The organism is Arthrobacter sp. H-02-3 (genome assembly GCF_003097355.1).
Lineage (GTDB): Bacteria > Actinomycetota > Actinomycetes > Actinomycetales > Micrococcaceae > Arthrobacter > Arthrobacter humicola.
Genome location: NZ_PYUI01000036.1, coordinates 1 through 24,492 on the forward strand (window position 1 = coordinate 1; position 24,492 = coordinate 24,492).

Genomic DNA, 24,492 nt, shown 5'->3' on the forward strand with positions numbered 1-24,492 from the left:
GGGTAGCCGGGACCGCGGGGGTCGCCGGGGTGGCGGGCGTAGCGTGGGTCACTTCAGACTGCTGGGTGCTGGACATCTGGGCCGCGTTGGCGAGTCCGATGCCGGAGAATCCTCCGACTGCGAGGATGGCGGCGCCGACAGCAATCTTGGTGGTCTTGCTAACACTCTTCATAACAGACATACATCCTTTGTTTTTTGGTGGAAGGCGGGCTGAGGCCTCGTGGGCCGTCGACAGCCCGCTCTCGCCGTGGAAGGCTGGCCGGCGCCCGATGGGGCAGGCGCCGGCAAGCGCTTACGGTAAAGGGCCGACCGGAGACCAAATGGGGGGAAGGCGCCGGCCGGCGCTTACGGTGGAAGGCCGACCGGAGACCCGATGGGGGGTCCGAGCTCCGGAGGCGCTTACAAAGGAGTAATCGTCGGGGTGACCCGAAAGGTTACGCACCAATCGGAGATTTCTTTATTTCTTTCTTCGGGCCGGGCGCTGCGGGGGATTTTAGCGGCGGATTGACGACGGCGGGCTCCTCGCCAGGCGGCGGTTTCAAGGGACCCGCCACCGTCGGAACCGTTGGGCTCCCTACCGTTGCGCTATCACTTAGGGTCGTTCTCAGAGCTCAGAAGGACCTTAAGTGATAGCGCAACAGCAATCAGGAACGGAAAAGCCCGCTGTAGGCGTTGAGGGCGATCTGCCCGCCCAGGTGGGCGTAAAGGACATTGCTTCCGGCCGGAATATCGCGGCTCTTCACGAGGTCGATCAGCCCGGCAAGGGACTTGCCCTCGTACACGGGGTCGGTGATCATGGCCTCGAGCGAGGCGCCAAGGCGGATGGCCTCCAGGGTGGAGTCGACGGGAATGCCGTAGAGATCCCCGGCCCAGCCTTCCATGACGGTGATTTCGTCGTCGCGGAGGTCCCGTCCCAGGCCGATCAGCTCGGCGGTGTTCCGGGCGATGCGTTCCACCTGGTCGCGGGTCTTTTGCAGCGTCGCTGAGGCATCGATGCCGATTACCCGGCGCGGTTTGTCCTGGCCGGCGAAGCCCGCGATCATGCCGGCGTGGGTGGAGCCCGTGACCGTGCAGACGACGATGGTGTCGAAGAAGATGCCGAGCTCGCGCTCTTGCTGTTCCACCTCGTAGGCCCAGTTGGCGAAGCCCAGCCCGCCCAGCCTGTGGTCGGACCCGCCGGCCGGGATGGCGTACGGCTTGCCGCCGGCGGCCTTGACCTCTTCGATGGCGTTTTCCCAGCTGCTGCGGATGCCGATGTCAAAGCCCGCACTATCCAGCCGGACATCGGCCCCCATGATGCGCGACAGCAGGATGTTGCCCACACGGTCGGACAACGGATCCGGCCAGTCGACCCAGTTTTCCTGGACGAGGCGGGCCTTGAGGCCGAGTTTCGCGGCCACCGCCGCGACCTGGCGGGTGTGGTTGGACTGGTAGCCGCCAATCGACACCAAGGTGTCCGCGCCCTGAGCCAGGGCCTCCGGGACGAAGTACTCCAGCTTGCGGGTCTTGTTGCCGCCAAATGCGAGGCCGCTGTTGACGTCCTCCCGTTTCGCCCAGATCCGGGCACCGCCCAGATGCGCGCTGAGCCGCGGCAGCGGGTGGACGGGGCTCGGTCCGAACATCAGGGGGTAACGCTCAAAATCGGTGATGGCCATCGACGGTCCTTCGCTCGTGGTGGGAAAGGGCATGGTGAACATCCAACATGCAATATATTGCATTGTCCGATAACGGCTCCGGGAGGACAAGAGGGATATACGATATGTTGCATGCCCGTCCCCTCGCTCTCCGGAGTCCACAAGCGGCCGCTGCTCCGGGACAACGTCTTCGAATCGATCCGGAACGCGATCGTCGACGGCACTTTCGAGCCCGGCGAACGGCTGAAGGACACGGAACTGGAAGCATGGCTGGGCGTCAGCCGGACCCCCATCCGGGAGGCGCTGCTCCGGCTGGAACACGCCGGCCTGGTCATCGCACTGCCGGGCAAGGCGACCATCGTGGCCCCCTACGACCAGGCATCGACCGAGAGCACGCAGCAGGTGGTGGGCGGGCTGCACGAGCTGGCCGCGCGCCTGGCCGTCCCGCTCCTGACGGAGGACCACATTTCCGCCATGGCCGAGGCCAACTCGCGCTTCGAACAAGCCCTGCAAAACGCCGATGTCGAGTCGGCACTGCAGGCCGATGACGATTTCCACGCGGTCTTTGTCACCGTCAGCGGCAACCCGGTGCTCCGGGACCTCCTGGAACAAACCACCCCGGTCCTGCGCCGGGTGGAGCGGATGCGCTTCGGCTCCTTTGCCGCCCGGGGATCCGTGGCCCAGCACACCGAAATCATCCGGCTCGCCAGCCTCCGCGACGCCGAAGCCACCGCCAGGGCATGCCGGGAGAACTGGCTTTCGCTGCGCTTCACGTCCTCGCAGTAGGCCCTCGGAGTAAGCCCGTCTTAGCCGCCGAACCTCAGCACGGCCCTAACAAGGGCCTTAACAGCGACGGCGGCGGGCCGCCCTGCCAGGGTGACCCGCCGCCGTCGGGCGTCAGCTTCTAAAGCGTTAGTCGTTGATCAGGTCGTTGACGACGATCGTCTGGTCGCGGTCCGGTCCGACGCCGATCGCGGAGAACCGGGTGCCGGAGAGCTTCTCCAGCGCCAGCACGTAGTTCCGGGCGTTTTCCGGCAGGTCTTCCAGGGTGCGGGCGCCGGTGATGTCCTCGGTCCAGCCTTCGAAGTACTCGAAGATCGGCTTGGCGTGGTGGAACTCGGTCTGGGTCATGGGCATTTCGTCGTGCCGCACGCCGTCGACGTCGTAGGCCACGCAGACCGGGATCTGCTCGATACCCGTGAGCACGTCCAGCTTCGTGACGAAGTAGTCGGTGAAGCCGTTGACGCGGGAGGCGTGGCGGGCCAGGACTGCGTCGTACCAGCCGCAGCGGCGGGGGCGGCCGGTGTTGACACCGAACTCACCGCCGGTCTTCTGCAGGTACATGCCCATCTCGTCGAACAGTTCCGTGGGGAACGGTCCGGCGCCCACGCGCGTGGTGTACGCCTTGATGATGCCGATGGAGCGCGAGATGCGGGTGGGACCGATGCCGGAGCCCACGGAGGCGCCGCCGGCGGTCGGGTTGGAGGACGTGACGAAGGGGTAGGTGCCGTGGTCGACGTCGAGGAAGGTGGCCTGGCCGCCCTCCATGAGGACCACCTTGCCCTCATCCAGGGCGGTGTTCAGGACGAAAGTGCTGTCAATGACCAGCGGACGGAGGCGTTCGGCGAAGGACAGGAAGTACTCCACGATCTCGTCCACCTCGATGTCGCGGCGGTTGTAGACCTTGACCAGGAGCTCGTTCTTCTGGCGCAGCGATCCTTCGACCTTCTGGCGCAGGATCGAGGCGTCGAAGACGTCCTGGACGCGGATGCCGAGCCGGGCCACCTTGTCCATGTATGCCGGGCCGATGCCGCGGCCGGTCGTGCCGATGGCGCGGCTGCCGAGGAAACGCTCGGTGACCTTGTCCAGGACCTGGTGGTACGGCGCCACGAGGTGGGCATTGGCGGAGACGCGCAGCCGGGACGTGTCCGCGCCGCGGGCCTCGAGGCCGTCGATTTCCTGGAACAGGGCTTCCAGGTTCACCACGCAGCCGTTGCCGATGATCGGAACCGCGTTCGGGCTCAGGATGCCGGCAGGAAGGAGCTTGAGCTCATACTTCTCACCGCCTACGACGACGGTGTGCCCGGCGTTGTTGCCGCCGTTGGGCTTGACGACGTAGTCAACCCGGCCGCCGAGCAGGTCGGTGGCCTTTCCTTTGCCTTCGTCGCCCCACTGGGCTCCGACGATCACGATTGCTGGCATGGGATCCTCCCCCATTCGTTCGGGCCGAACTGCGTGCGATTGACCAGGTGGCCACCGCAGCTCAGCGCCGTTCATGAGAATGCCCCGAATCTACCGCTGTGCTCTTACCCAACGCCAGAGTTCCGGGGCTCTTACCACCCAAGTTTAGCCGAAAACGGTGACCGGCATCGCTTTGGGTCCTTGCTCGGACCGGGAGCTAGGCTGCGGTGAACGCCAACTGCATCTTCCACCAGGCCATGCCCGACACATAGTGGGCGCGACTTGCGGGACGGGCCGGGGTGGAATTAAGTGAGAGTGACCATCCCGAGCGGCCGAGGGACCTGGACCATTGACGCCGCAGCAACCCTCCCGGACACAGCCCGCCCAACCGCGGCCGCCGTGACCGGCACCGGTGCTACTGCCAGGACCGATGGAAAGGAAACCGCGCCATGTCCGAAAAGACCGAGCCCCAGAACAAAACTTCCCGGAACATCGACCACATCCGCGTCACCCACGCCGGCTCTTTGCCCCGCACGCCTGAGCTGATCGCCGCGAACGAGGCCAAAGAGGCCGACGGCATCACGCCCGAATTCCTGGACCTGCTGCAAACCTCGGTGGTTGACGTCGTCCGGCGCCAGAAGGATCTCGGCATCGACATCGCCAACGACGGCGAGTACGGGCACACGATGTCCAGCTCCGTGGACTACGGCGCCTGGTGGAACTATTCCTTCTCCCGCCTCGGCGGCCTCAAACCGACCGACGTGGACCGCTGGGCCGACGCCAAGGTGCACCGTTCCTCGCCGGGCAACATCGTCCTGACCTCGTTCCCCGACCGCCGGGACCGGCAGAAGTTCAATGACGCCTACAACGACCCCTCCTCGGGGATCCTGGCGCACCGTCGTGCCGTGACGCAGCCCAAGATCGCGGGGCCGCTGACGTACACCGGCCAGGCACTCGTGGCCTCGGACGTCGCCAACCTCAAGACGGGCCTGGCCGCGGCCGGCCTCACCGAGGGATTCGTCGCGTCGCTCTCCCCCGGTTCGTGCGCCCGCGTGGCCAACGAGTACTACAAGACCGACGAGGAACTCCTCTACGCCTGCGCCGACGCGATGCGCGAGGAATACAAAGCCATCATCGACGCCGGCCTGACGGTCCAGCTCGATGACCCGTCCCTGGCCGAGAGCTGGGACCAGATCAACCCCGAGCCGAGCCTCGAGGACTACCTGAAGTTCATTCAGCTCCGGGTCGAAGCCACGAACTGGGCGCTGCGCGACCTCCCTCAGGACAAGATCCGGTTGCATGTCTGCTGGGGCTCCTGGCACGGCCCGCACACCACGGACATCCCGTTCGCGGACATCGTCGGCTCGGTCCTGCAGGTCAACGCCGGCGGCTATTCCTTCGAAGCGGCCAATGTCCGGCACGAGCACGAGTGGCGGGTGTGGGAAGACACCACGCTCCCCGATGGCAAGGTGATCATCCCCGGTGTCGTCTCCCACGCCACAAACGTTGTGGAACACCCGGACCTCGTGGCGGACCGGATCGTGCGCTTCGCGGAGCTCGTGGGACGCGAGAACGTGATCGCATCCACCGACTGCGGGCTGGGCGGCAGGGTGCATCCGCAAATTGCCTACGCCAAGCTGGAGGCCCTCGGCGAGGGCGCCCGCCGCGCCACCAAGCGCCTCTGGTAACAGCGCCCGGACGCCGCCAAGGCACCGGCCGGGCCGCCGGACGCCGCCAAGGCACCGGCCGGGCCGCCGGGGCACGGGCCGGTGCCGCATTTCGCGGGGCTTGATAGACTGATAAGGATCGATCACGAATCGGTCCACACCACATTTTCAAACCACACCAATGCTCTTCATGCCCTGTATTCGGCGTGCCCGCGTCCGGTGTGGCAGCTTTGCCAATCCCGCAGGAGACCCAGCAACATATGACAGCCCTGGCCACTGAAAATTTCCGCGAAGAGCTCCTGAGCCGCCGGTACGAACCTAACGTCGCCCCCGTCAATGAGCTCTGTGACGCTCTCCAGGCAACCAAGGCTGGCACCTCTGTCCCCTACGTGGACCCCATGCACGATGTCGATGAGTGCCGCATCATCAGCCTCTACTCCAACATCGGCACCGCGGACTCGTCAGGTTTCATCACCGCCGGCGACGACGAGGCGGCCACCCGCATGCTCGGCATCCAGTGGAAGCTGGGCCTGCGCCCCGAATTCGTCATGCCGTGGAACGTCCACCCCTGGTACGTCCCCGGCGAGGCCAACGGCAAGTTCACGCCGGACCAGATTTCCGCCGGCCTCAAGCCGCTGCTGAAGTTCCTGGCCCTCGTGCCCCGCGCCTCGGTGATCGTGGCCCATGGCACCGAAGCCAACCGCCTGGCCAACCTGCTGCTCAAGACCGAAGTGCCCATGATCTGGCGCCGCGGCCTCAAGACCTACAAAGTCCGCTCGCTGAGCGGCCGCGCTTTCGCCGGGACCCCCGTCCGCCAGGAGGAGTACCTGGCGGAAATGCACACGGCCTACGCGGATGCCATGGCCCGGACGGGCCTGGCCAAGGCCAGCTGATCCCCACCCGCTCCCTAACCTCGCAAGCTCGGCCAGGGAACCCGGCGGGCGTGGGCCCTCCCACGAATCCGCCGACGGCGGGTCCTCACCTCACGGTGGGGGCCCGCCGTCGCACGTTATTCCTTCGCTTAAACCACAACGCGGGGTCACGTACCGTCCGTCCCGGTCACGGGAATGGACGGTAGGTGACCCCGCGTTGCGTCGTCTGGCGCCTTCTCAGCCCTGGGCTTCGATGGCCGCCTTGGCGCCGGGATCGGAATCGTTGAGGAACTTTTCGATCCGCTCCGGTTCTTCGGCCTCGCCGATAGCGGCGGACGCGCGGCCCAGCGAGTAGAGGGCGCGCAGGAAGCCGCGGTTAGGTTCGTGCTCCCACGGGATCGGTCCCACACCGCGCCAGCCGTTGCGGCGCAGCGAATCCAGGCCGCGGTGGTAGCCGACCCGCGAGTACGCGTAGGAATCGATGGTGCGGCCCTCTGTCCACGCCTCCTCGGCCAGGATGGCCCACAGGAGCGAGGAGGTGGGGTACTTCGCCACGAGGTCCAGGGCTTCCTGGCCGAGCGCGAGGTGCTGGTAGATTTCAGTCTCGGCAGGCAGGAGCGTGGGCTCGGGACCCATCAGGTTCTTGCGGAACTCGTCGGACATGACTAGAAGGTCTTGCCGGTGGAGCCCAGCTGCTGGGCGGCCTCGACCACTCGGGCGGCCAGACCGGCCTCGGCGGAGGCGCCCCAGACGCGGGGGTCGTAGAGCTTCTTGTTGCCGACCTCGCCGTCGACCTTCAGGACGCCGTCGTAGTTGCGGAACATGTGGTCCACCACGGGGCGGGTGTAGGCGTACTGGGTGTCCGTGTCGATGTTCATCTTGATCACGCCGTAGGAGACGGCGTCGGCGATCTCCTTCTCCGAAGAGCCGGAGCCGCCGTGGAAGACGAGGTCGAACGGGTTGGCCTTGCCGATCTTGGCGCCCACCTGCTCCTGGATGTCCTTGAGGATCTCCGGACGCAGCTTGACGCCGCCGGGCTTGTACACGCCGTGCACGTTGCCGAAGGTCAGGGCCGTGATGTAGCGGCCGTTTTCGCCGGAGCCGAGGGCGTCGATGGTGGCCAGGGCGTCCTCGACCGTGGTGTAGAGCTTGTCGTTGATGGCGTTCTCGACGCCGTCTTCCTCGCCGCCGACGGTGCCGATCTCGACCTCGAGGATCATCTTGGCGGCCGCGGTGCGCTCCAGCAGTTCACGGGCGATGCGGAGGTTTTCCTGCAGGGTCTCGGCGGAGCCGTCCCACATGTGCGAGTTGAAGAGGGGGTTGCGGCCGGCCTTGACCTCGGCCTCGGACGCGGCGAGGAGCGGGAGCACGAAGCCGTCAAGCTTGTCCTTGGGGCAGTGGTCCGTGTGCAGGGCGATGTTGACGCCGTAGTTCTTGGCGACCTCGCGGGCGAAGGCCGCAAAGCCCAGGGAGCCGGCAACCATGTCCTTGGTGGAGGCCCCGGACCAGTAAGCCGCACCGCCGGTGGAGACCTGCACGATGCCGTCGGACTCGGCCTCGGCGAAGCCGCGCAGGGCCGCGTTCAGGGTCTGGGAGGACGTGACGTTGACGGCCGGGAATGCGAAGCCGCCCGTCTTTGCACGGTCGATCATCTCGGAGTAGATCTCTGGGGTTGCAATGGGCATGCTGACTCCTCGTCGAAAGCAGTGGTAGCTACATGGCTATGTACATCCTAGCCACGTGCGCCCCGGAGCCGAATACGTGAAGCCGGGTCCAGGAAATGTTCCCGGACCCGGCGACAGACGCAGGAAGACGTGTTACGCGGCCGCCGTTGGCGGTGCGCCGTCGTGCGGCTACTGTCCCGCGATGCTCGTCGCGAACCGGACGGTCATGCTGCCGACGCCGGTGACGTCGTCATAGCCTGGCGAGGTGGACAGTGAGGTGTCCTTGTCGGTGCCGACCAGGTAGCTGTTGCCGCTGACCGGGCTGGAGAAGACCATGGCCTGGGGGTTGATCTGGGGCATCACGTCCCGCGCTCCCGAGGCGGCCGTCTTCGATGCCGCGTAGATGGCCGGGTTGGCGAAGCCGACGGTTTTACCGGTCGCGGACTGTGCGATCGCCATCTGCGCCGCGGTCAGGGGGCACGCCAGCGAGGTTCCGCCGTACCCGGTGGTTTCATAGGAACCGGTGTTGAGAGAGTGGTCGTTGGTGATCGGGCTGATCCCCACCTGGTAGCCGGTGTACGGATCGGCAAGGGAAGCGACATCCGGGGAGACCCTGTAGCCGTTGGCCAGCGCGGCCGGGACCGTGCCCTGCTGGTAGCCGGGCTGGGCGAACACCGCGCTCGTCCCGCCCCCGGCGCCGAAACGGAATACACCCGGCAGGTCACCGGCGTAGCCGAGGCTGCCGTCGGGGTTCGGGACGATCCGGTTGCGGGTGGTTCCCCAGCCGGTTTCGAACAGGTAGTCGTTGTTCTTGCCCACGGCGAGGCTGGTTCCGCCGACCGCTGTGACGAACGGCGAGCTGGCCGGGAAGTCCGGCGACGCGTAGCCCAGGCTCGCCTTCTCGTCCCCGTTGTCTCCGCTGGAGAAGTAGAGCCCGACGCCTTCGCCTGCCGCCTGAAGGTGAATGTTCTGCATGCCCATCAGCGCGTTCGGGGAGACCGCCTCGCCGACGTAGCCGTAGCTGTTGCTGACAATGGTGCTGAGCTTCTGGTCCAGGATGGTGGACATCGCGACGTCGATGCCCGCGCCGCAGTTGTTCCCTCCGACGTAGAGGATATTCGCGGCGGGGGCGAGCCCGTGTACGGCCTCGACGTCGAGAGTCTGCTCACCCTGCCAGCCGCTGGGCTGTCCGCACAGCGCCTGGTCCATGAACAACCGGGAATCCGGCACGATTTGCTGGTACTGCCCCGCTTTGAAGGCAGGCAGGCCGTTCTTCTGCGAGTACGTGTTCGCGTCCGATTCGATGCTGGGCGAGGCGTAGGCGTCGATGATCGCCACAGTCTGGCCGGCGCCGGCCGTCGACGGGGACGTCACCCCGTAGGCGCCCTGCAGCTGCGCCGGGGTGTAGCCGCAGATGGCGGTGCCGAAGCTCGTTGACCCGTACGCTTCCGGGACGGTGACTTTGTTCTGCTCCCAGTAGTTGGAGCACGGCGCGTCAACCGGCGCCGGGCCGACGGGTTTGCCTGATGTCTGGGCCTGGTCCGAGGAGCCCGCGGTGGCCAGTGAGGGGCGGGTGAGCAGCCGTCCCTGGTCGATGGAGATCGCCTGGACCTTGGCGGCGAGGTTCGCGGGCAGCGATGGCGCGGTAGACGGGCCGATCAGGCTCTGGCCCTGGAAGGCATAGGTCTGCTCGGTCGTGCTGAAAGCCGCATTGATCTGGGCGACGGTGCCGCGGAAGACCACGTAGAGGCCGCTCTCGGGGACCGAGGTGACCACCATGCCCTGCCCCTTCAGGTAGTCAACGAGAGCAGCGACGTCGGTCTTGGCCGGCCCGTACTTGGCGATCCAGTCCGGGGGCGAAAGGTACTGCTGGTACTGCGGACTTCCCGGCGTGGACACGGCCGTCGCAAACGCCTTGGCTGCTCCGGCGTCGGGGAGGTTCAGGTAGATCTCGCCCTCGACCGTCGTATTGCTTAGCGGGATGCCGGTCTTGGCGCGGGAGCCTGCCCACGGAGGCACTGAACCCGGGTAGTTGTTCGACGGCGGCGGCGTCGGCGGGGCGGCGACCGCGGCCGTCGCGGTCAGGCCGACGGCAAAGGCAAGTGAAGTTCCAAGGGCCAGCAGGCGCGTGGCGCGCCGGGAATGCGAAGTTGAGACCTTCTTCATGAGATGTCTTCCCCTAGGCGGGCGCCCTTTGCGCCCACACAGGCCAGAGCCTAGACGGCAAACGCCGATCTGACTATAGGTGCCTCAGGAAACTATCTGCCCGAATACGTGGCGGCGGATCCACGCGTGCATCGCGATGGCCGCGGCGGAGGCGGCGTTGATGGAGCGGGTGGAGCCGAACTGCTCGATCGACAACGTAGCGAGGGCGGCGTCGTGGACCTCCGAGGTCAGGCCCGGTCCTTCCTGGCCGAAGACCAGGACGCAGTCCTTGGGCAGTTCGTAGGTCTCCAGCGGCACGGAATCCGGGAAGATGTCGATCCCGATAATCGCGAGCCCCTCCCCCTGCGCCCAGGTCACGAAGTCCTCCACGGTGGGGTGGTGGCGGATGTGCTGGTAGCGGTCGGTAACCATGGCCCCCCGCCGGTTCCAGCGGCGTCGCCCGATGATGTGGACCTCCTTGGCCAGGAACGCGTTGGCGGTCCGGACCACGGTGCCAATGTTGAGGTCGTGCTGCCAGTTCTCGATGGCGATGTGGAAGTTGTGGCGTCGGGAGTCCAGGTCCGCGACGATCGCTTCGTGCTTCCAGTAGCGGTACTTGTCCACCACATTGCGCCGGTCGCCGTCCGCCAGAAGGTCCGGGTCCCAGTGCTCCCCCTCCGGCAGATCGCCGTCCCAGGGGCCGACGCCGACCTCCGGTTTGGGTTCTGTCTCTGTCGCACTTTCTGCCGCAGTCTCTGCCGTCGAGTCGGCCGAAGAGTCGGCGTCAGGCGTTGCACCGGCGGCGCGGGGGATCTCAGGTTCAGTCACGCCTCAACATTAGACTGGACTCTGGAAGCGGCACACTTACGGCGGAGGACACCATGGCAGAAGAGCGCGAAGACCAGCTGACAGAGTCAGAAGAGGCACGTTCCCGGGCTTCGATGTACCGCAGCGGCCAGGAAATCGAGTGCTGGCTGACGGACATGGACGGCGTGCTGGTCCACGAGAACCAGCCCATCCCGGGTGCCTCGGAGCTGATCCAGCGTTGGGTGGATACCTCCAAGCGGTTCCTCGTACTGACCAACAACTCGATCTTCACGCCCCGGGACCTCGCGGCCCGGCTGAGCTCCTCCGGCCTGGAAATCCCCGAGGAGAACATCTGGACCTCGGCCCTGGCCACGGCCCAGTTCCTCAAGGACCAGGTCCGCGGCTCGGAGTCGGGGAACCGCGCCTACACGATCGGCGAGGCAGGGCTCACGACGGCGCTCCACGAGGCGGGCTTCATCCTCACCGACCAGAACCCGGACTTCGTGGTGCTCGGCGAGACCCGCACCTACTCCTTTGAAGCCATTACCATGGCGATCCGCCTCATCCTGGCCGGCGCCCGCTTCATCGCCACGAACCCGGACGCCACCGGCCCGTCGAAGGACGGCCCCATGCCCGCCACCGGCGCCATCGCGGCCCTCATCACCAAGGCCACGGGCCGTGAACCGTACATCGTGGGCAAGCCCAACCCGATGATGTTCCGTTCGGCCATGAACCAGATTGACGCCCATTCTGAAACCACGGCCATGATCGGCGACCGCATGGACACCGACATCATCGCAGGCATGGAAGCGGGACTGCACACGGTGCTGGTGCTCAGCGGCATCACGCACCGGGACGACATCGCCGCGTACCCGTTCCGGCCGAACCAGATCCTGAATTCCGTGGCGGACCTCAAGAACCAGATCTGACCCCGTCAGACCACGGCCTTCTTCCCGCCGCCGGTGGGCAGCGGGAAGAAATCGTCCTGCAGTTTTTCGATGATGGGGCGGTAGACGAACGGGCTCCAGCCGGGGCTGGCGTGTTCCGGCTTGGCCCCGTCGGTGCGCAGATTGTCCGAGACCATGTTGGCTTTGAAGGTCAGTGACCACGCGTCCCGGGCGGTCTCGTAGTCCACCGTTTGGTCCCGGGGGTTGCCGATGAAGGCCATCTTCGTGCCGCCGAGCTTGCCGACGAACCTGCCGGCGTCAAAGTGGTAGATGAAGGCGGATTCGGACTGGATCAGCACGCTGGAAGGCGCGATTGGCGACAACTGCTCCAGCGTCTGGTCCAGGATCTGGCTCCAACTGCGCTCATTCTTGTGCAGCATCCTCTCGCCGAGTTCGTAGCCGCCGCGCAGGACGGTGGGGAAACGGAAGCCGCTCTCGTAGAGCAGCACCACACCCTCGAACCAGCTCTGGTCCAGCACGTCATACCGGCTCGCAGGGCTGGAGTCGAGCAGGATGAACGCCACTTCGACGCCATGGAGCTCGCGCAGCCGGGCGGCCACCTGGGTTGCCACCATGCCGCCGAAGCTGTGGCCGTAGAAATAGAGGGTGGTGAGCTGGTGGGCGCGGACGTGCTCGATCACGGCGATCACCACCTCATCGATGTCCAGCCCCTCGTTGGAATACCCGACGGCGGCCAGCTGGCCCCGCTTGTTCAGCGAACCGCGCAGGGCGTTCAGGATCCACAGGGCTTCTTCCCAGCTCGTCTTGTAGCCGGGGAACAGGATCCAGCTGGCGTGGGGAAAATACCGTTCCGCGACATCGTCCTTCACTTCAAGGATCCGGTTGACGCGCCGCTCCTCCTGCACGCGCTGGGTGAACAGCATGTCGGCCGCCAGCAGTGACGCGGACCCGGCACCGACCAAGAACGTGCGCCGGGAAAACCGCTTGAGTTCGACGGCGTGGCGGAGCAGGCGGGCCTCGGCAGAACCGGGGCCTCGCGGATGGTTCGGTTCCATCTCAGCCGGCACATCACTACCGTAACCACGCTCCGGCGGGGAAGAGAAACGGGGCCCTTCCGTAGGACTGGAACGCCGTACGGAAGGCCAGACGGAGCGCAGTCCTCAGTGCCGTCCTGGGCCCCGTTGGCGCCGTCCCGGCGCCCGTCCGGACCCCGTCGGCACCCTTGACCGGCTACGCGGGTTCGGGCTCGCGGCCGACCTCGCGGCGGCTGATTTCCATGCCGATCTCGTCATAGGTCGCCAGAAGTTCGGCGCGGGCCATGCCAGCGGGGTCGTCCAGCAGGCCGAACACGGAGTCACTCGCGGCGAGGAGTTCGTCGTCGGAGAACCGGGTCAACCGCCTGGTGCCCGAGGCGTCCACCGAAGCCATGAGCTCCCCGGACATGTCCAATGTCTGCAACGCGGCGGGGTCATCGAAGCGCGGGGTCAGTTCCAGGGAAACGCCGCTGCCGGACGCCGGTATGCCGGCGGTCTCCGAGCCGGCGCTTCCGCCGTCGATCGCGTTGAGGTCGTTGCGCAGGCCGGCCAGCGCCGAGGATTCCACGAACGCGGCGCGGCCGAGGTCGACGCGGATGTGCGCGGTGATGCCCATCCGGCGGACGCGCTGAATGATCTGCATCAGGGAAGGGCGGGAGATCTGCGTGAGGCTCCCCCGGACGTCAATCCGGACGACGTCCGAAACGACATCAAGCTTGACGTGGGCTTGCAGTGACTGGTCCATAGGTACTCCAAAGAAGGATGTCTATGGCCGACGGCTCAACCGCAACCAGCGTATCCGCACCGCTGGTTGGGCACAAGTCATAGGAGACTGCCGGTTTAGCCGGCCTGGCGCCGGCCCGGCTCCTCGTAATGGGTCCGGGTATCGGTTCCGCCCACGGACTGCACGAGCGAGGTGGCGATGTCGCGCAGCTTCACGTTGCCGTTGCTGGAGGCGTCCGTGAGGATCCGGACCGCGGTTTGCTGGTCGCAGCGGTTTTGCGCCATGACGATCCCGATCGCCATGTCGATGACGGTCCGGGACTCGAGGGTGGCGCGCAGGTTCGTGGCGCTGTCCGTGTGCAGGGAAAAGCGCACGGCCATGCGCAGGGCTTGGGATATCTGCCGGGTGTAGTCGCGCGCCCGGTCCGCGACGTCACCGTCGAACTTGCGCGGCACGTCCGAGTACAGGTTCAAGGCGGCCTGGGCTTCGCCCTGGAGATGGAACGGCACGGAGAGCACCGAGCGCAGCCCGTGCGAGGCCACGGCGTTGGCGTAGTCCGGACCCCAGCGGTCTTCCTCAAAAAGGTCCGGCACGTAGACCTCGCGCTCCTCCTGCGCCGCCGTCAGGCACGGCCCCTGCGCCAGCCGGTACTGGATCTCGTCCACTTCCCGGGCAGACTCACTGCTCCAGCCGATCGTCGCGGCCTTCCGGTCCCGCAGCAAGGTGATCCCGCACAGCGCGTCGTCGCCCTCACCGGCCACCTGGTGCGCGGAAAAACGCGCGAGTTCGTTCAGGAACTCTTCAAAGTCCGCACTGTCCAGGATCAGGTTCTGGACCTGGTCGACAGTGCTGATGGACTCAGTCGTCAAATCTTCATTGGGCGGAAGCATGGCGCGTTTCTCCAGAGGCGGGTACCGATGGGGGTATTTAAGAAATGATAAGTCACCCCCAAAGCACGGTCCATACGTGTCCGCCGCCGGTGAAACGCCTAACTCAGGCCCAGTTCGTCCTTGCCGAACGCGAAGAGGTACGGAACACCGGCTTCGGCTTCGATCTTTTCCTTGGCTCCCGTGTCGCGGTCCACGATCACGGCGACGGCCACAACGTTGCCTCCGGCCTTGCGAACGCCCTCGACGGCGGTCAGCGCGGAGCCGCCGGTGGTTGACGTGTCTTCCAGGACCAGGACCCGGCGGCCCTCGACCGAGGGGCCTTCCACCTGGCGGCCCATGCCGTAGGACTTCTGCGCCTTGCGGACGACGAACGCGTCCACCGGACGGCCGGCGTCGACGGCGGCGTGCATGACGGCCGTGCCCACCGGGTCTGCCCCCATGGTGAGCCCGCCGGCGCACTCAAAGTCGATCCCGGCGTCGTCCATCAGGGACAGCATGACCTGCCCCACCAGCTTGGATGCCTCGTGGTGCAGGGTGATGCGGCGCAGGTCGATGTAGTAGTCCGCCTCCGCGCCGCTGGAGAGGATGACCTTGCCGCGGACGACGGCCAGCTCCTTGATCAGTTCCAGGAGTCGGGCACGGGCAGAGGCAGCGTCGGCTGCGAAGTCACGGGTGGCAGTCATGGGTCCCAGTTTAGTGGCTGGTCCGCCGCGGATTCCCAGCCGGGCGCCCATATGTCGGGGGCCGGGACCTTTTACTCTTGGCGGCACCGGCGCACGGGAGTCCGATGGAACCATGACGGCAGGAACCGAACCATCCATCCGCTGGCCTGCGATCACCAAAGACATCGGCAGTTTCCGGATCCGGCCGAACCTGGTGGATTATGACGCGGCCTGCGCGGCATTTACCTGGGATGAGGGCCGCCGTGCACTGTCCGGGCTCCCCGGGGGCCGCGGCCTCAACATCGCCTACGAGGCCGTGGACCGGCACGCGGCCGGCAGCGGCGCCGGCCGGGAGGCCCTGCGGTTTGTCCGCGCCGATGGCAGCACCCATTCACTGAGCTACGCCGAACTCGCCGAACAGACCAACCGCTTCGCCGGGGTCCTCCGCAGCCTCGGCGTCGGCCGCGGGGAACGGGTGTTCTCCCTCACCGGCCGCGGGCCCGACCTGTATATCGCCGTGCTCGGCACGTTCAAGAACGCGAGCGTGTTCTGCCCGCTGTTCTCCGCGTTCGGCCCCGAGCCCGTGCGGCAGCGCCTCACGCTGGGCTCCGGCCGGGCGCTGGTCACCACGCGGGCGCTGTACCGCAAGAAAATCGCGCAGCTGCGCGGGCAGCTCCCCGACCTGCGCCACGTCCTGCTCATCGACGCCGACGGCGATCCCGAGCCCGGGACCCTGGACCTCGCCGCCCTCATGCGCGAAGCCCCGCCGGACGGGGACATCGCCGCCACCCAGCCGGAGGACATGGCCCTGCTGCACTTCACGTCCGGCACCACCGGCACCCCGAAGGGCGCCATCCACGTGCACGACGCCGTGACCGCCCACCACGCGACCGGCACCTTCGCCCTGGACCTGCACCCCGATGACGTCTACTGGTGCACGGCCGACCCCGGCTGGGTCACGGGAACCTCGTACGGCGTGATCGCGCCCTTGAGCCACGGGGTGACGGCCATCGTGGACGAGGAGGAAATGGACGCGGACCGGTGGTACCGGATCCTCGCCGAACAGGGGGTCACGGTCTGGTACACGGCCCCGACGGCCCTGCGCATGCTCATGAAGGCCGGGGCCGACCACGCCGCGGGACACGACCTCTCCGCCCTGCGCTTCGTCGCCAGCGTCGGCGAGCCGCTCAACCCGGAGGTGGTGGTGTGGGGGCAAGAGGCCTTCGGCCAGCCGGTGCATGACAACTGGTGGCAGACCGAAACAGGCGGCATCATGATTTCCAACTACGCCGCCACCGAGATCCGGCCCGGCTCCATGGGCCGGCCGCTCCCGGGCGTAGAAGCGGCCCTCGTGGTCCGGGACGCGGACGGCAAGGCCGTCATCCGCGACGGCGAAGCCGTGCTGGTCACGGCCCCGGACACCATGGGTGAACTGGCCCTGCGGCCCGGCTGGCCCTCCATGTTCCGCGGCTACCTGCATGAGGAGGAACGCTACCGCCGCTGCTTCGCGGGCGGCTGGTACCTGACCGGGGATCTCGCCAAACGCGACGCCGACGGCTACTACTGGTTTGTGGGCCGGGGCGACGACGTCATCAAATCCTCGGGGCACCTGATCGGCCCGTTCGAGGTGGAGAGTTCCCTCATGGAGCACCCCGCCGTGGCCGAGGCCGGCGTGATCGGTGTCCCGGACCCGGTGGCGGGCGAAGTGGTCAAGGCCTTCGTTGAGCTCCGGAGCGGCTGGGAGCCGTCCGGGGAGCTGGCGCTGGACATCATCGGCTTCGCCCGCAAGCGGCTGGGTCCGGCCGTCGCGCCGCGGCTGCTCGACTTCACCACCGCGCTGCCCAAAACCCGCAGCGGAAAGATACTCCGGCGCCTGCTCAAGGCCCGCGAGCTCGGGCTGCCCGAGGGTGACACCTCCACCATCGAGACTCCACCGCCGAACGCTGCCCCGCCTAACGCGGCCCCGCCTGACGCGGCCGGCACAGGGCTGGAACCGAAATGACCGGCACCCCAGGCCCGGGCGGGGGCGCCGTGGACGCGGCCCAAGGCCGGCACCTGCTGCTGCAGATGCTGCGCGTCCGCCAGCTCGAAGAGAAATGCGTCGAGCTCTACAGCGCCGCCAAGATCCGCGGCTTCCTGCACGTCTACATTGGCGAGGAGGCCGTTGCCGCCGGTGTCCTGGCGTCCCTGGGACCGGAGGACGCCGTGGTCGCGACGTACCGGGAGCACGGCCACGCGCTGTTGCGGGGCGTCTCGGCCGGGGCGATCCTCGCCGAAATGTACGGCTACGTTGAAGGGTGCTGCCGCGGGCGCGGCGGCTCAATGCACCTCTTCGACGCCGCCACCCGGTTCTTCGGGGGGAACGCGATCGTCGCCGGGGGCCTGCCGCTCGCCGTCGGCCTGGCGCTCGCCGACAAGATGGCGGGACGCTCCAATGTCACGGCGTGCTTCTTCGGCGAAGGTGCGGTGGCCGAAGGCGAATTCCACGAGAGCCTGAACCTGGCGGCCTTGTGGCAGCTGCCTGTGCTGTTCTGCTGCGAGAACAATCTCTATGCCATGGGAACCGCCCTGGCCCGGTCCGAATCTCAGACGGACATCGCCCTCAAGGCCGCCGCATATGAGATCCCGGCGTGGGCCGTGGACGGCATGGATGTCCTGGCCGTCCAGGAGGGCGCACGGCGCGCGGTGGACGCCGTCCGCTCCGGCGGTGGCCCGCATTTCCTGGAGCTGCGGACCTACCGCTTCCGGGCCCACTCGATGTTCGATCCCGAACGCTACCGGGCCAAGGACGAGGTTGCGCGGTGGATGGAGCGGGACCCGATCACGCTGCTGCGGACCGCGCTGGAGTCCGCGGGCCAGCTCTCGGCCGCCGAGTGGGAGCAGCTGCAGGCGGACGCGCAAGCGGAAATCGCGGCCGCCGTCGACTTCGCCGAGGCCGGAACACCGGAGCCGGTGGAGGAACTGACCCGCTTTGTGTACAGCGAGCGCGACACCGGAGACGGTGCCGGCCCCGGCACCGGCACGCAGCCTGCAGGGAAGGAAACCGGCGCGCCATGAAGTCCAGCTACCGCGAAGCGCTCCGCGCGGGCATCCGCGACGCCATGATCCGCGACGAACGCGTGTTCCTGATGGGTGAGGACGTGGGCGCCTACGGCGGCTCGTTCGCGGTCAGCCTGGGCCTGCTGGAGGAGTTCGGCCCGGACCGGATCCGCGACACCCCGCTGTCCGAGTCCGGGTTCGTCGGCGCCGGCATCGGGGCCGCGCTTGGCGGCATGCGCCCGATCGTGGAAATCATGACGGTTAACTTCAGCCTTCTGGCCCTCGACCAGATCGTGAACAACGCCGCCACCTTGCTGCACATGTCCGGCGGGCAGTTCCACGTGCCGCTCGTGATCCGGATGACCACGGGTGCCGGCCGCCAGCTCGGCGCCCAGCACTCGCACAGCCTCGAGGGCTGGTATGCGCATATCCCGGGCCTGCGGATCCTCGCCCCGGCTACCCTCGAAGACGCCCGCGGCATGCTGTGGACTGCGCTTCAGGACCCGGATCCCGTGCTGATCTTCGAGCACGGCTCGCTGTATAACGTCCCCGGGGAACTGGCCGACGACGCCGGACCGGTAGACATCGACACGGCCGCCATCCGGCGCCCCGGCAACGACATCTCGCTGATCACCTACGGCGGGACCCTCCCCGCCGTGCTCGACGCCGCGGAACAGCTCGCGGCCGACGGGATCGATGCCGAGGTCCTGGACCTGCGCACGCTCCGCCCGCTCGACGACGCCGCCATCATGGCATCCGTGACCCGGACCCACCGGGCTGTGGTGGTCGATGAAGGTTGGCGCAGCGGCAGCCTGTCGGCCGAGGTGAGTGCCCGGATCACCGAGCAGGTGTTCTTCGACCTCGATGCGCCGGTGGGCCGGGTCTGCAGCGCCGAGGTGCCGATCCCCTACGCCAAGCACCTCGAGCTGGCCGCCCTGCCTTCCGCGGCACGGGTCGTCGCCGCCGCCAAGGAGACGGTGGACGCCGGTGGGTGACTTCCTCATGCCCTCGCTCGGGGCTGACATGGAGCACGGCAAGCTGGTCGAATGGCTCGTCAAGCCCGGTGACTACGTGCGCCGCGGCGACCTCGTGGCAGTCGTGGACACGGACAAGACCGTCATGGATGTGGAGTCCTTCCAGGAAGGCGTCGTGGCAGACCTCCTGGTGGGCATCGGCGAAACCGTTCCGGTGGGAACCCCGCTGGCCCGGATCACCCAGACCCCCGCCGAGGTGGGGGCACCGGGGCATGAGGCGCCCCCGGCGCGGGCGCCGTCCAAAACCCCCGCTGTCAAGCCTCACGCTCCGGAAGCACCGGCGGCCACGGCCGGTCCCCCGATCGCGCCGCCGGTGCGGCATCTGGCGCACCGGCTGGGCGTGGACACCGGCAGGATCCATGGCACCGGCAAAGCCGGCGCCATCACGCGGGCGGATGTGGAACATGCCAGGGCGGCCCGGCCCGCCAGCGCGGCCAGGGTGCGCTCCACGCCGCGGGCCCGGCGGCTCGCGGCGGAACTCGGGATCGAGCTTTCCGCCGTGACCGGCACCGGCCCGGACGGCGCCGTGACAGTGACCGACGTGCAGGACGCCGCAGCAGCCGTTCCGCCGGCAGGCCCCGCGGAGGCGCGTCCCGAAGCCGGTCCCCCGGGGGCCGTCCTCCCGGAGGCCGCCGTCGCGGTTTCCGGGCCTGAAGCCGCACCCGCTGTACCGGAAGCCGCACCCGCTGCTCCGGAACCGGAAGCGCCGGCTAAAGGGAAGCCGTCGTCGGAGGCCCGCGAGCGCGTGGCAAGCCTGCGCCGCGCCATCGGCGCCCTGATGACGCGTTCGAAGCAGACCATCCCGCACTACTACCTCAGCACCACGCTGGACCTCCGGGCCGGCGTCGAGTGGATGCAGTCCGTCAACGCGCACCGGCCCGTCGCCGCCCGGCTGGTCCCCTCCGCGCTCCTGCTCAAGGCCGCGGCGCTCGCGGCCAAGGAAGTCCCCGAAGTGAATGGCTTCTACGACGGCGGGGGGTTCCGGCCCAGTGCGGCGGTGCACCTGGGCGTTGCGGTGGCCCTGCGACAGGGCGGCCTGGTGGCCCCCGCCATCCACGACGCCGACACCCTGCCCCTGGACGTGCTGATGGAGCAGTTGCGGGATCTTGTCAGCCGGGCCCGGGCGGGGCGTCTGTTGCGCGCCGAGATGGCCGATCCAACCCTGACGGTGACCAACCTCGGAGACCTCGGCGTGGACAGTGTCTACGGCGTGATCTACCCGCCCCAGGTCGCGATGGTGGGTTTCGGCCGCGTGACGGAACAGCCTTGGGCCCAAAACGGGCTCCTCGGGGTCCGGCACGCTGTCATTGCGACGCTCTCGGCGGACCACCGGGTCAGCGACGGGTTGCGCGGCGGCCGCTACCTGGCCCTGATCAACGAGCTGTTGCAAGAGCCCGAGCATCTGTGACACCCAACGCCAGGAAAGCGGAGGAACCATGAACGAACAGGACGCCCGGGCGGCCGTGCACGCCGCGATCGGCGAAGTGGCCCCCGACGTCGACTTCGACGACGTCGACGAGGACGCCCGGCTGCGCCAGGACCTGGAACTCGATTCGCTGGACTTCCTGCGGCTCGTGGAAACCATCGACAAGGCCACCGGCGTGGACATTCCGGAGCGCGACTACCCGGCCGTTGCCACCGTCAAGGGCCTGATCGGCTACCTCGCGGCACGCGGCTAACCCCCAGCGACTGCTCCGTAACCGCCCTTTTGGAGGCTCTAAAGGGCGGTTACGGAGCAATCGACGGCGGCGAGGGTCGACCCATAGGACCTGTCCTACCGCAAGACGACGGTCCGGTTGCCGAGGAGCAGGACCCTGCCCTCGCAGTGCCAACGCACGGCATTGCGCAGGGCGGCGCACTCGGCATCCCTGCCCACCGCCACGAGGTCGTCGGCGGTGTAGGTATGGTCCACGTCGATGACCTGCTGCGAGATGATCGGGCCCTCATCCAGCTCGGCATTGACGTAGTGGGCGGTGGCGCCCACGGTCTTCACCCCACGGTCGTAGGCCTGGTGGTAGGGCTTGGCCCCCTTGAAGCTCGGCAGGAAGGAGTGGTGGATGTTTATGGTCCGTCCCGCGAGTTTGGCTGATAGTCCGTCACTGAGGACCTGCATGTAGCGGGCCAGGACCACGAGTTCCACGTCGAATTCGTCAACGATTTCCAGAAGCCTGGCTTCGGCCTCCGGCTTGGAGTCCTTGGTCACCGGCAGGTGGAAGAACGGGATGTCGTGCCACTGCACCAACCCCTCCTGATCGCGATGATTGGAGACCACGGCGACGATTTCCACGGGGATGTCGCCGGTCCGCGCCCTGAACAGAAGGTCATTGAGACAGTGGCCCATCCTGGACACCATGACCAGGACACGGCGTTTGCGGCCGTGCGGCTCCAATTGCCAGTTCATCTGCCATTTCTCCGCCAGGACCGTAAAGTCGCGGCGCAGCTGCTCGGTGCTGAAGGACTCCGGGGCAGAGGAGAAGTGGACGCGCATGAAGAAGTGCCCTTCCCCGCGGTCTCCGTACTGTTTGTTGTCGATGATGTCGCAGCCGTGGTCCAGCAGGAACCCCGAGATCGCGTGGACGATACCGGGAGACTCCCGGCAGTCGAGAGTGAGCACGTGTTCAGACGTGGCTGTATGTTCCATGGGTTCCTGGGGCGAACCCGTCGTCGGTGTGGTGTTCATTGCTCAGGCTTCCTGTTCCATGTCCCGGGCGAGTTCGGCCTGGAACGTCGCGTAGCGGGCTAGGTGCGTGGGGCGGCGGCGCAGGATGTACCATGCGATGCCGAGCAAAATGAACCAGACCGGGGTGAATAGCAGGGCCGTGAGCGTGTCAGGCTGGGTGGTCAGCGTCCAGAGCACGAAACCGAAGAAAGCGAAGACAACCCAGACCATGGCAATGCCGCCGGGCATCTTGAACTTGGAGGCGTCGTGCAGCTGCGGGCGGCGCCGGCGGAAGGCGATGTAGCTGGCCAGGATGATGGACCACACGAAGACAAAGCAGACAGCGGACACGGTGGTCACCATGTCGAAGGCCTTGCCGATGTCCTGTCCCGCGTACATCAGCACCACGCCGGAGAGCAGCAGTACGCAGGAGAGGAACAGGGCGTTCTGCGGGACCTTCCGCCGGGAGAGCCCGCCGAACACGCCGGGAGCGTCACCTTCCTGGGCCAGTCCGTACACCATGCGTGAAGTGGAGTAGATGCCGGAGTTGGCCGAGGACATCGCCGAGGTCAGGACCACCAGGTTCACCACGGTGGCGGCGGCACCCAGGCCGGCCAGTGAGAACATGGCGATGAAGGGGCTGTGGCCGGCCTGGAACTGGGTCCACGGAATGACGGACATCAGGATGATCAGGGCGCCCACATAGAAGAGCAGCACACGGATGGGAATGGAGTTGATCGCCTTGGGCAGATTCTTCTCCGGGTCCTTGGCCTCGGCAGCCGTGGTGCCCACCAGCTCAATGCCCACAAAAGCGAACACGGCAATCTGGAAACCGGCCACGAAGCCCATGAATTCATTCGGGAAGAAGCCGCCGTGACTCCACAAGTTGCTGAAACTGGCCGGTCCGGCGTCGGAGCTGAACCCGCTGAAAATCATGAACAGACCCACCACGATCAGTGCCGCGATGGCGATAATCTTGATCAGCGCGAACCAGAACTCCGTCTCGCCGAACGCCTTCACCGTGGCCAGATTCAGCAGCAGCAGGATGGCGATGGTAACCAGGCCGGGGATCCACAAAGGTAGCGCCGGCCAGAGTTCCTGCGAGTAGCCCGCAATGGCGATGACATCCGCAATCCCGGTGATCACCCAGCAGAACCAGTAGGTCCAGCCGGTGAAGAAACCTGCCCAGGGGCCCAGTAGGTCCGCGGCAAAGTCGCTGAAGGACTTGTAGTTCAGGTTGCTCAGCAGCAGTTCGCCCATCGCCCGCATGACAAAGAACAGCATGAAGCCGATGATCATGTACACGAAGATGACGGAGGGTCCGGCCGCCGAAATCGTCTTGCCCGAGCCCATGAACAGGCCGGTGCCGATGGCGCCGCCGATCGCAATTAGCTGGATGTGCCTGTTGCTGAGCTGCCGCTCAAGGTGCGGTTCCTGGTGGGAAGTTACGACTCTAGTTGTCACGTGTTGCCCTTCGAATCAATGCCGGCTGAAGTGCTGCTGGGGTTAACGCTTGATCAGGCCCGTCAGGGACCGCGTCAAGGTTGTTGAAGCTGTAGAGATGGATGCCCGCGATGCTGCCGGGCTGGCTTTGCAGACCCGTCACCAGACTCTGGGGCGAGTACCTGTCCCCGCTCAGGAGCTTGCGCGCCAACGGCCCCTTGCGGCTGAGGAACTTCAGGGAACTTCCGACGCCGATCTGCGCGGCGAGGGAAACCAGCTTGGTCCGCGGGACGGCCCCGGCCACCCCGGCCCAGACGGGCAGTTGCACGCCTTCCCGGCGGAGGAGCGCCGCGTAGTCAAGGATTTTCGGCGCGGAGAAGCACATCTGCGTGACGACATGCGTGGCCAGGTGCTGCTTGGCCAGCAGGGCGTCCACGAGGTCCAGGGCACCCACAGCGGGGTGTCCCTCCGGGTAGCCCGCAACGCCTGCCCGCATCACTCCGCCGGTGTACTGCGCGATGTCTTCCAGCACCGGGAGGGCGGACCCGTACGGACCCGCCTGCTGCTTCCGGTCTCCGCCGATCACGAACACCTCACCGATGCCGGCAACATTGCAGTCGCGGAGGATTTCGGTCAGCTCGACACGACCAGGCAGGCTCCGCGCCGCGAGGTGCGGAATGACGGAGTAGCCGTGCAGGCTAAGCTGCACCGCGGCACGCATGGTCCGCTCGATGCCGTGGTGGGGCAGGCACGTGACGGTAAGCGTGGTGCTCAAGGGCACCAGGGCCGTGACCTGCTCCACGATTCCCTCTGAAGGGATGATTTCGATTCTGGTGGGGATCATCGTTAGTCCTCTGCAGGTGTCAGACGCCGGCGTGCGCGGCGAGGATGGAGCTGGCTTCCTGGCGGGTGCTGCCGGAGCTTTCGATGTGGGCGAGTTGGGCCGGGATTTCCCAGCCCTTCTTGCGCATCGCGGTGGCCCAGAGCCGGCCGGCGCGGTAGGAGGAGCGCACCAGGGGTCCGGACATGACGCCCAGGAAGCCGATCTCGTCCGCTTCCTGCTGCAGGTCCACGAATTCCTGCGGCTTGACCCAGCGGTCCACCGGCAGGTGCCGTTCGGACGGGCGCA

General features: G+C 67.0%; 22 protein-coding genes and 1 pseudogene. 9 read left to right on the plus strand and 14 right to left on the minus strand.

All coding sequences use genetic code 11. From position 1 onward, the window contains the following. Positions 1 to 644: 644 nt before the first annotated feature. On the minus strand, positions 645 to 1,655 hold the full coding sequence (locus tag C9424_RS20950; protein ID WP_116768781.1) for a 1-aminocyclopropane-1-carboxylate deaminase: 1,011 nt from the start codon (positions 1,653 to 1,655) through the stop codon (positions 645 to 647). 111 nt (positions 1,656 to 1,766) lie between these two features. Between C9424_RS20950 and C9424_RS20955 the strand changes: the two genes are divergently transcribed. After that, positions 1,767 to 2,420 (plus strand): GntR family transcriptional regulator, encoded by a 654-nt coding sequence (locus tag C9424_RS20955; RefSeq protein WP_116768763.1) that lies wholly within the window; start codon positions 1,767 to 1,769, stop codon positions 2,418 to 2,420. A gap of 126 nt (positions 2,421 to 2,546) precedes the next feature. On the opposite strand, the gene C9424_RS20960 is transcribed toward C9424_RS20955, so the two are convergent. Beyond that, on the minus strand, positions 2,547 to 3,836 hold the full coding sequence (locus C9424_RS20960) for an adenylosuccinate synthase (protein WP_091255587.1): 1,290 nt from the start codon (positions 3,834 to 3,836) through the stop codon (positions 2,547 to 2,549). 428 nt (positions 3,837 to 4,264) lie between these two features. On the opposite strand from C9424_RS20960, the gene C9424_RS20965 reads away from it, so the two are divergent. Next, positions 4,265 to 5,503 (plus strand): cobalamin-independent methionine synthase II family protein, encoded by a 1,239-nt coding sequence (locus C9424_RS20965; RefSeq protein WP_116768764.1) that lies wholly within the window; start codon positions 4,265 to 4,267, stop codon positions 5,501 to 5,503. 239 nt (positions 5,504 to 5,742) lie between these two features. After that, a complete protein-coding gene (locus C9424_RS20970; RefSeq protein ID WP_116768765.1) occupies positions 5,743 to 6,375 on the plus strand; it encodes a uracil-DNA glycosylase in 633 nt (210 codons plus the stop codon). A gap of 216 nt (positions 6,376 to 6,591) precedes the next feature. Here the strand turns inward: C9424_RS20970 and C9424_RS20975 are convergent, their stop codons facing one another. The 4 genes from C9424_RS20975 to C9424_RS20990 form a co-directional block, all read right to left on the minus strand. After that, positions 6,592 to 7,017, minus strand: coding sequence for a DUF3151 domain-containing protein (locus C9424_RS20975; protein WP_116768766.1), 426 nt, complete (start codon positions 7,015 to 7,017; stop codon positions 6,592 to 6,594). A 2-nt stretch (positions 7,018 to 7,019) separates the two neighbouring features. Beyond that, positions 7,020 to 8,039 (minus strand): class II fructose-bisphosphate aldolase, encoded by a 1,020-nt coding sequence (gene fbaA / locus C9424_RS20980; RefSeq protein ID WP_116768767.1) that lies wholly within the window; start codon positions 8,037 to 8,039, stop codon positions 7,020 to 7,022. A 168-nt stretch (positions 8,040 to 8,207) separates the two neighbouring features. Then, on the minus strand, positions 8,208 to 10,184 hold the full coding sequence (locus C9424_RS20985; protein WP_116768768.1) for a S53 family peptidase: 1,977 nt from the start codon (positions 10,182 to 10,184) through the stop codon (positions 8,208 to 8,210). A gap of 84 nt (positions 10,185 to 10,268) precedes the next feature. After that, positions 10,269 to 10,847 carry a TrmH family RNA methyltransferase gene (locus C9424_RS20990; protein ID WP_116768782.1) on the minus strand — a complete coding sequence of 193 codons (579 nt, stop codon included), beginning with the start codon at positions 10,845 to 10,847 and terminating at the stop codon, positions 10,269 to 10,271. Between the two features lie 197 nt (positions 10,848 to 11,044). Between C9424_RS20990 and C9424_RS20995 the strand changes: the two genes are divergently transcribed. Beyond that, the gene (locus C9424_RS20995) at positions 11,045 to 11,899 is read left to right on the plus strand and encodes an HAD-IIA family hydrolase (RefSeq protein ID WP_091256758.1); all 855 of its coding nucleotides are present in this window, start codon (positions 11,045 to 11,047) and stop codon (positions 11,897 to 11,899) included. Positions 11,900 to 11,904: 5 nt separating this feature from the next. On the opposite strand, the gene C9424_RS21000 is transcribed toward C9424_RS20995, so the two are convergent. The 4 genes from C9424_RS21000 to pyrE form a co-directional block, all read right to left on the minus strand. Then, entirely contained in the window at positions 11,905 to 12,945 is a 1,041-nt protein-coding gene (locus tag C9424_RS21000) for a thioesterase domain-containing protein (RefSeq protein ID WP_425547093.1), read from the minus strand. Between the two features lie 163 nt (positions 12,946 to 13,108). Beyond that, on the minus strand, positions 13,109 to 13,657 hold the full coding sequence (locus tag C9424_RS21005; protein ID WP_116768770.1) for a hypothetical protein: 549 nt from the start codon (positions 13,655 to 13,657) through the stop codon (positions 13,109 to 13,111). 95 nt (positions 13,658 to 13,752) lie between these two features. Beyond that, positions 13,753 to 14,526 carry a GAF and ANTAR domain-containing protein gene (locus C9424_RS21010; RefSeq protein WP_116768771.1) on the minus strand — a complete coding sequence of 258 codons (774 nt, stop codon included), beginning with the start codon at positions 14,524 to 14,526 and terminating at the stop codon, positions 13,753 to 13,755. A gap of 98 nt (positions 14,527 to 14,624) precedes the next feature. Beyond that, positions 14,625 to 15,209, minus strand: a complete 585-nt coding sequence (pyrE, locus tag C9424_RS21015; RefSeq protein WP_116768772.1) for an orotate phosphoribosyltransferase — start codon at positions 15,207 to 15,209, stop codon at positions 14,625 to 14,627. Between the two features lie 112 nt (positions 15,210 to 15,321). On the opposite strand from pyrE, the gene acsA reads away from it, so the two are divergent. From acsA to C9424_RS21040, 5 genes are read left to right on the plus strand one after another with little or no spacing between them, the layout of a single operon-like run. Continuing rightward, positions 15,322 to 17,190: an acetate--CoA ligase gene (acsA, locus tag C9424_RS21020; RefSeq protein WP_116768773.1), complete on the plus strand. Its 1,869-nt coding sequence runs from the start codon at positions 15,322 to 15,324 to the stop codon at positions 17,188 to 17,190. Continuing rightward, positions 17,187 to 18,245, plus strand: coding sequence for a pyruvate dehydrogenase (acetyl-transferring) E1 component subunit alpha (gene pdhA, locus C9424_RS21025; protein ID WP_116768774.1), 1,059 nt, complete (start codon positions 17,187 to 17,189; stop codon positions 18,243 to 18,245). The genes acsA and pdhA overlap by 4 nt, the downstream gene beginning before the upstream one ends. Next, on the plus strand, positions 18,242 to 19,222 hold the full coding sequence (locus C9424_RS21030; RefSeq protein WP_116768775.1) for an alpha-ketoacid dehydrogenase subunit beta: 981 nt from the start codon (positions 18,242 to 18,244) through the stop codon (positions 19,220 to 19,222). The genes pdhA and C9424_RS21030 overlap by 4 nt, the downstream gene beginning before the upstream one ends. After that, on the plus strand, positions 19,215 to 20,669 hold the full coding sequence (locus tag C9424_RS21035) for a 2-oxo acid dehydrogenase subunit E2 (RefSeq protein ID WP_116768776.1): 1,455 nt from the start codon (positions 19,215 to 19,217) through the stop codon (positions 20,667 to 20,669). Before C9424_RS21030 ends, C9424_RS21035 begins: the two co-directional genes overlap by 8 nt. Positions 20,670 to 20,697: 28 nt before the next feature. Further along, entirely contained in the window at positions 20,698 to 20,940 is a 243-nt protein-coding gene (locus tag C9424_RS21040) for an acyl carrier protein (protein WP_116768777.1), read from the plus strand. A gap of 95 nt (positions 20,941 to 21,035) precedes the next feature. Here C9424_RS21040 and purU read toward each other — a convergent pair whose 3' ends face one another. The 4 genes and pseudogenes from purU to C9424_RS21060 all read right to left on the minus strand — a co-directional run. Then, complete coding sequence (purU, locus tag C9424_RS21045; RefSeq protein WP_116768778.1) at positions 21,036 to 21,941, minus strand: formyltetrahydrofolate deformylase; 906 nt, start codon at positions 21,939 to 21,941, stop codon at positions 21,036 to 21,038. Positions 21,942 to 21,944: 3 nt separating this feature from the next. Beyond that, the gene (gene cycA / locus C9424_RS21050; RefSeq protein WP_116768779.1) at positions 21,945 to 23,384 is read right to left on the minus strand and encodes a D-serine/D-alanine/glycine transporter; all 1,440 of its coding nucleotides are present in this window, start codon (positions 23,382 to 23,384) and stop codon (positions 21,945 to 21,947) included. Further along, on the minus strand, positions 23,374 to 24,207 hold the full coding sequence (locus C9424_RS21055; RefSeq protein ID WP_116768780.1) for a methylenetetrahydrofolate reductase: 834 nt from the start codon (positions 24,205 to 24,207) through the stop codon (positions 23,374 to 23,376). Before C9424_RS21055 ends, cycA begins: the two co-directional genes overlap by 11 nt. Positions 24,208 to 24,226: 19 nt before the next feature. Beyond that, positions 24,227 to 24,492: pseudogene (locus tag C9424_RS21060) on the minus strand (lipoyl synthase); the annotation flags it as partial.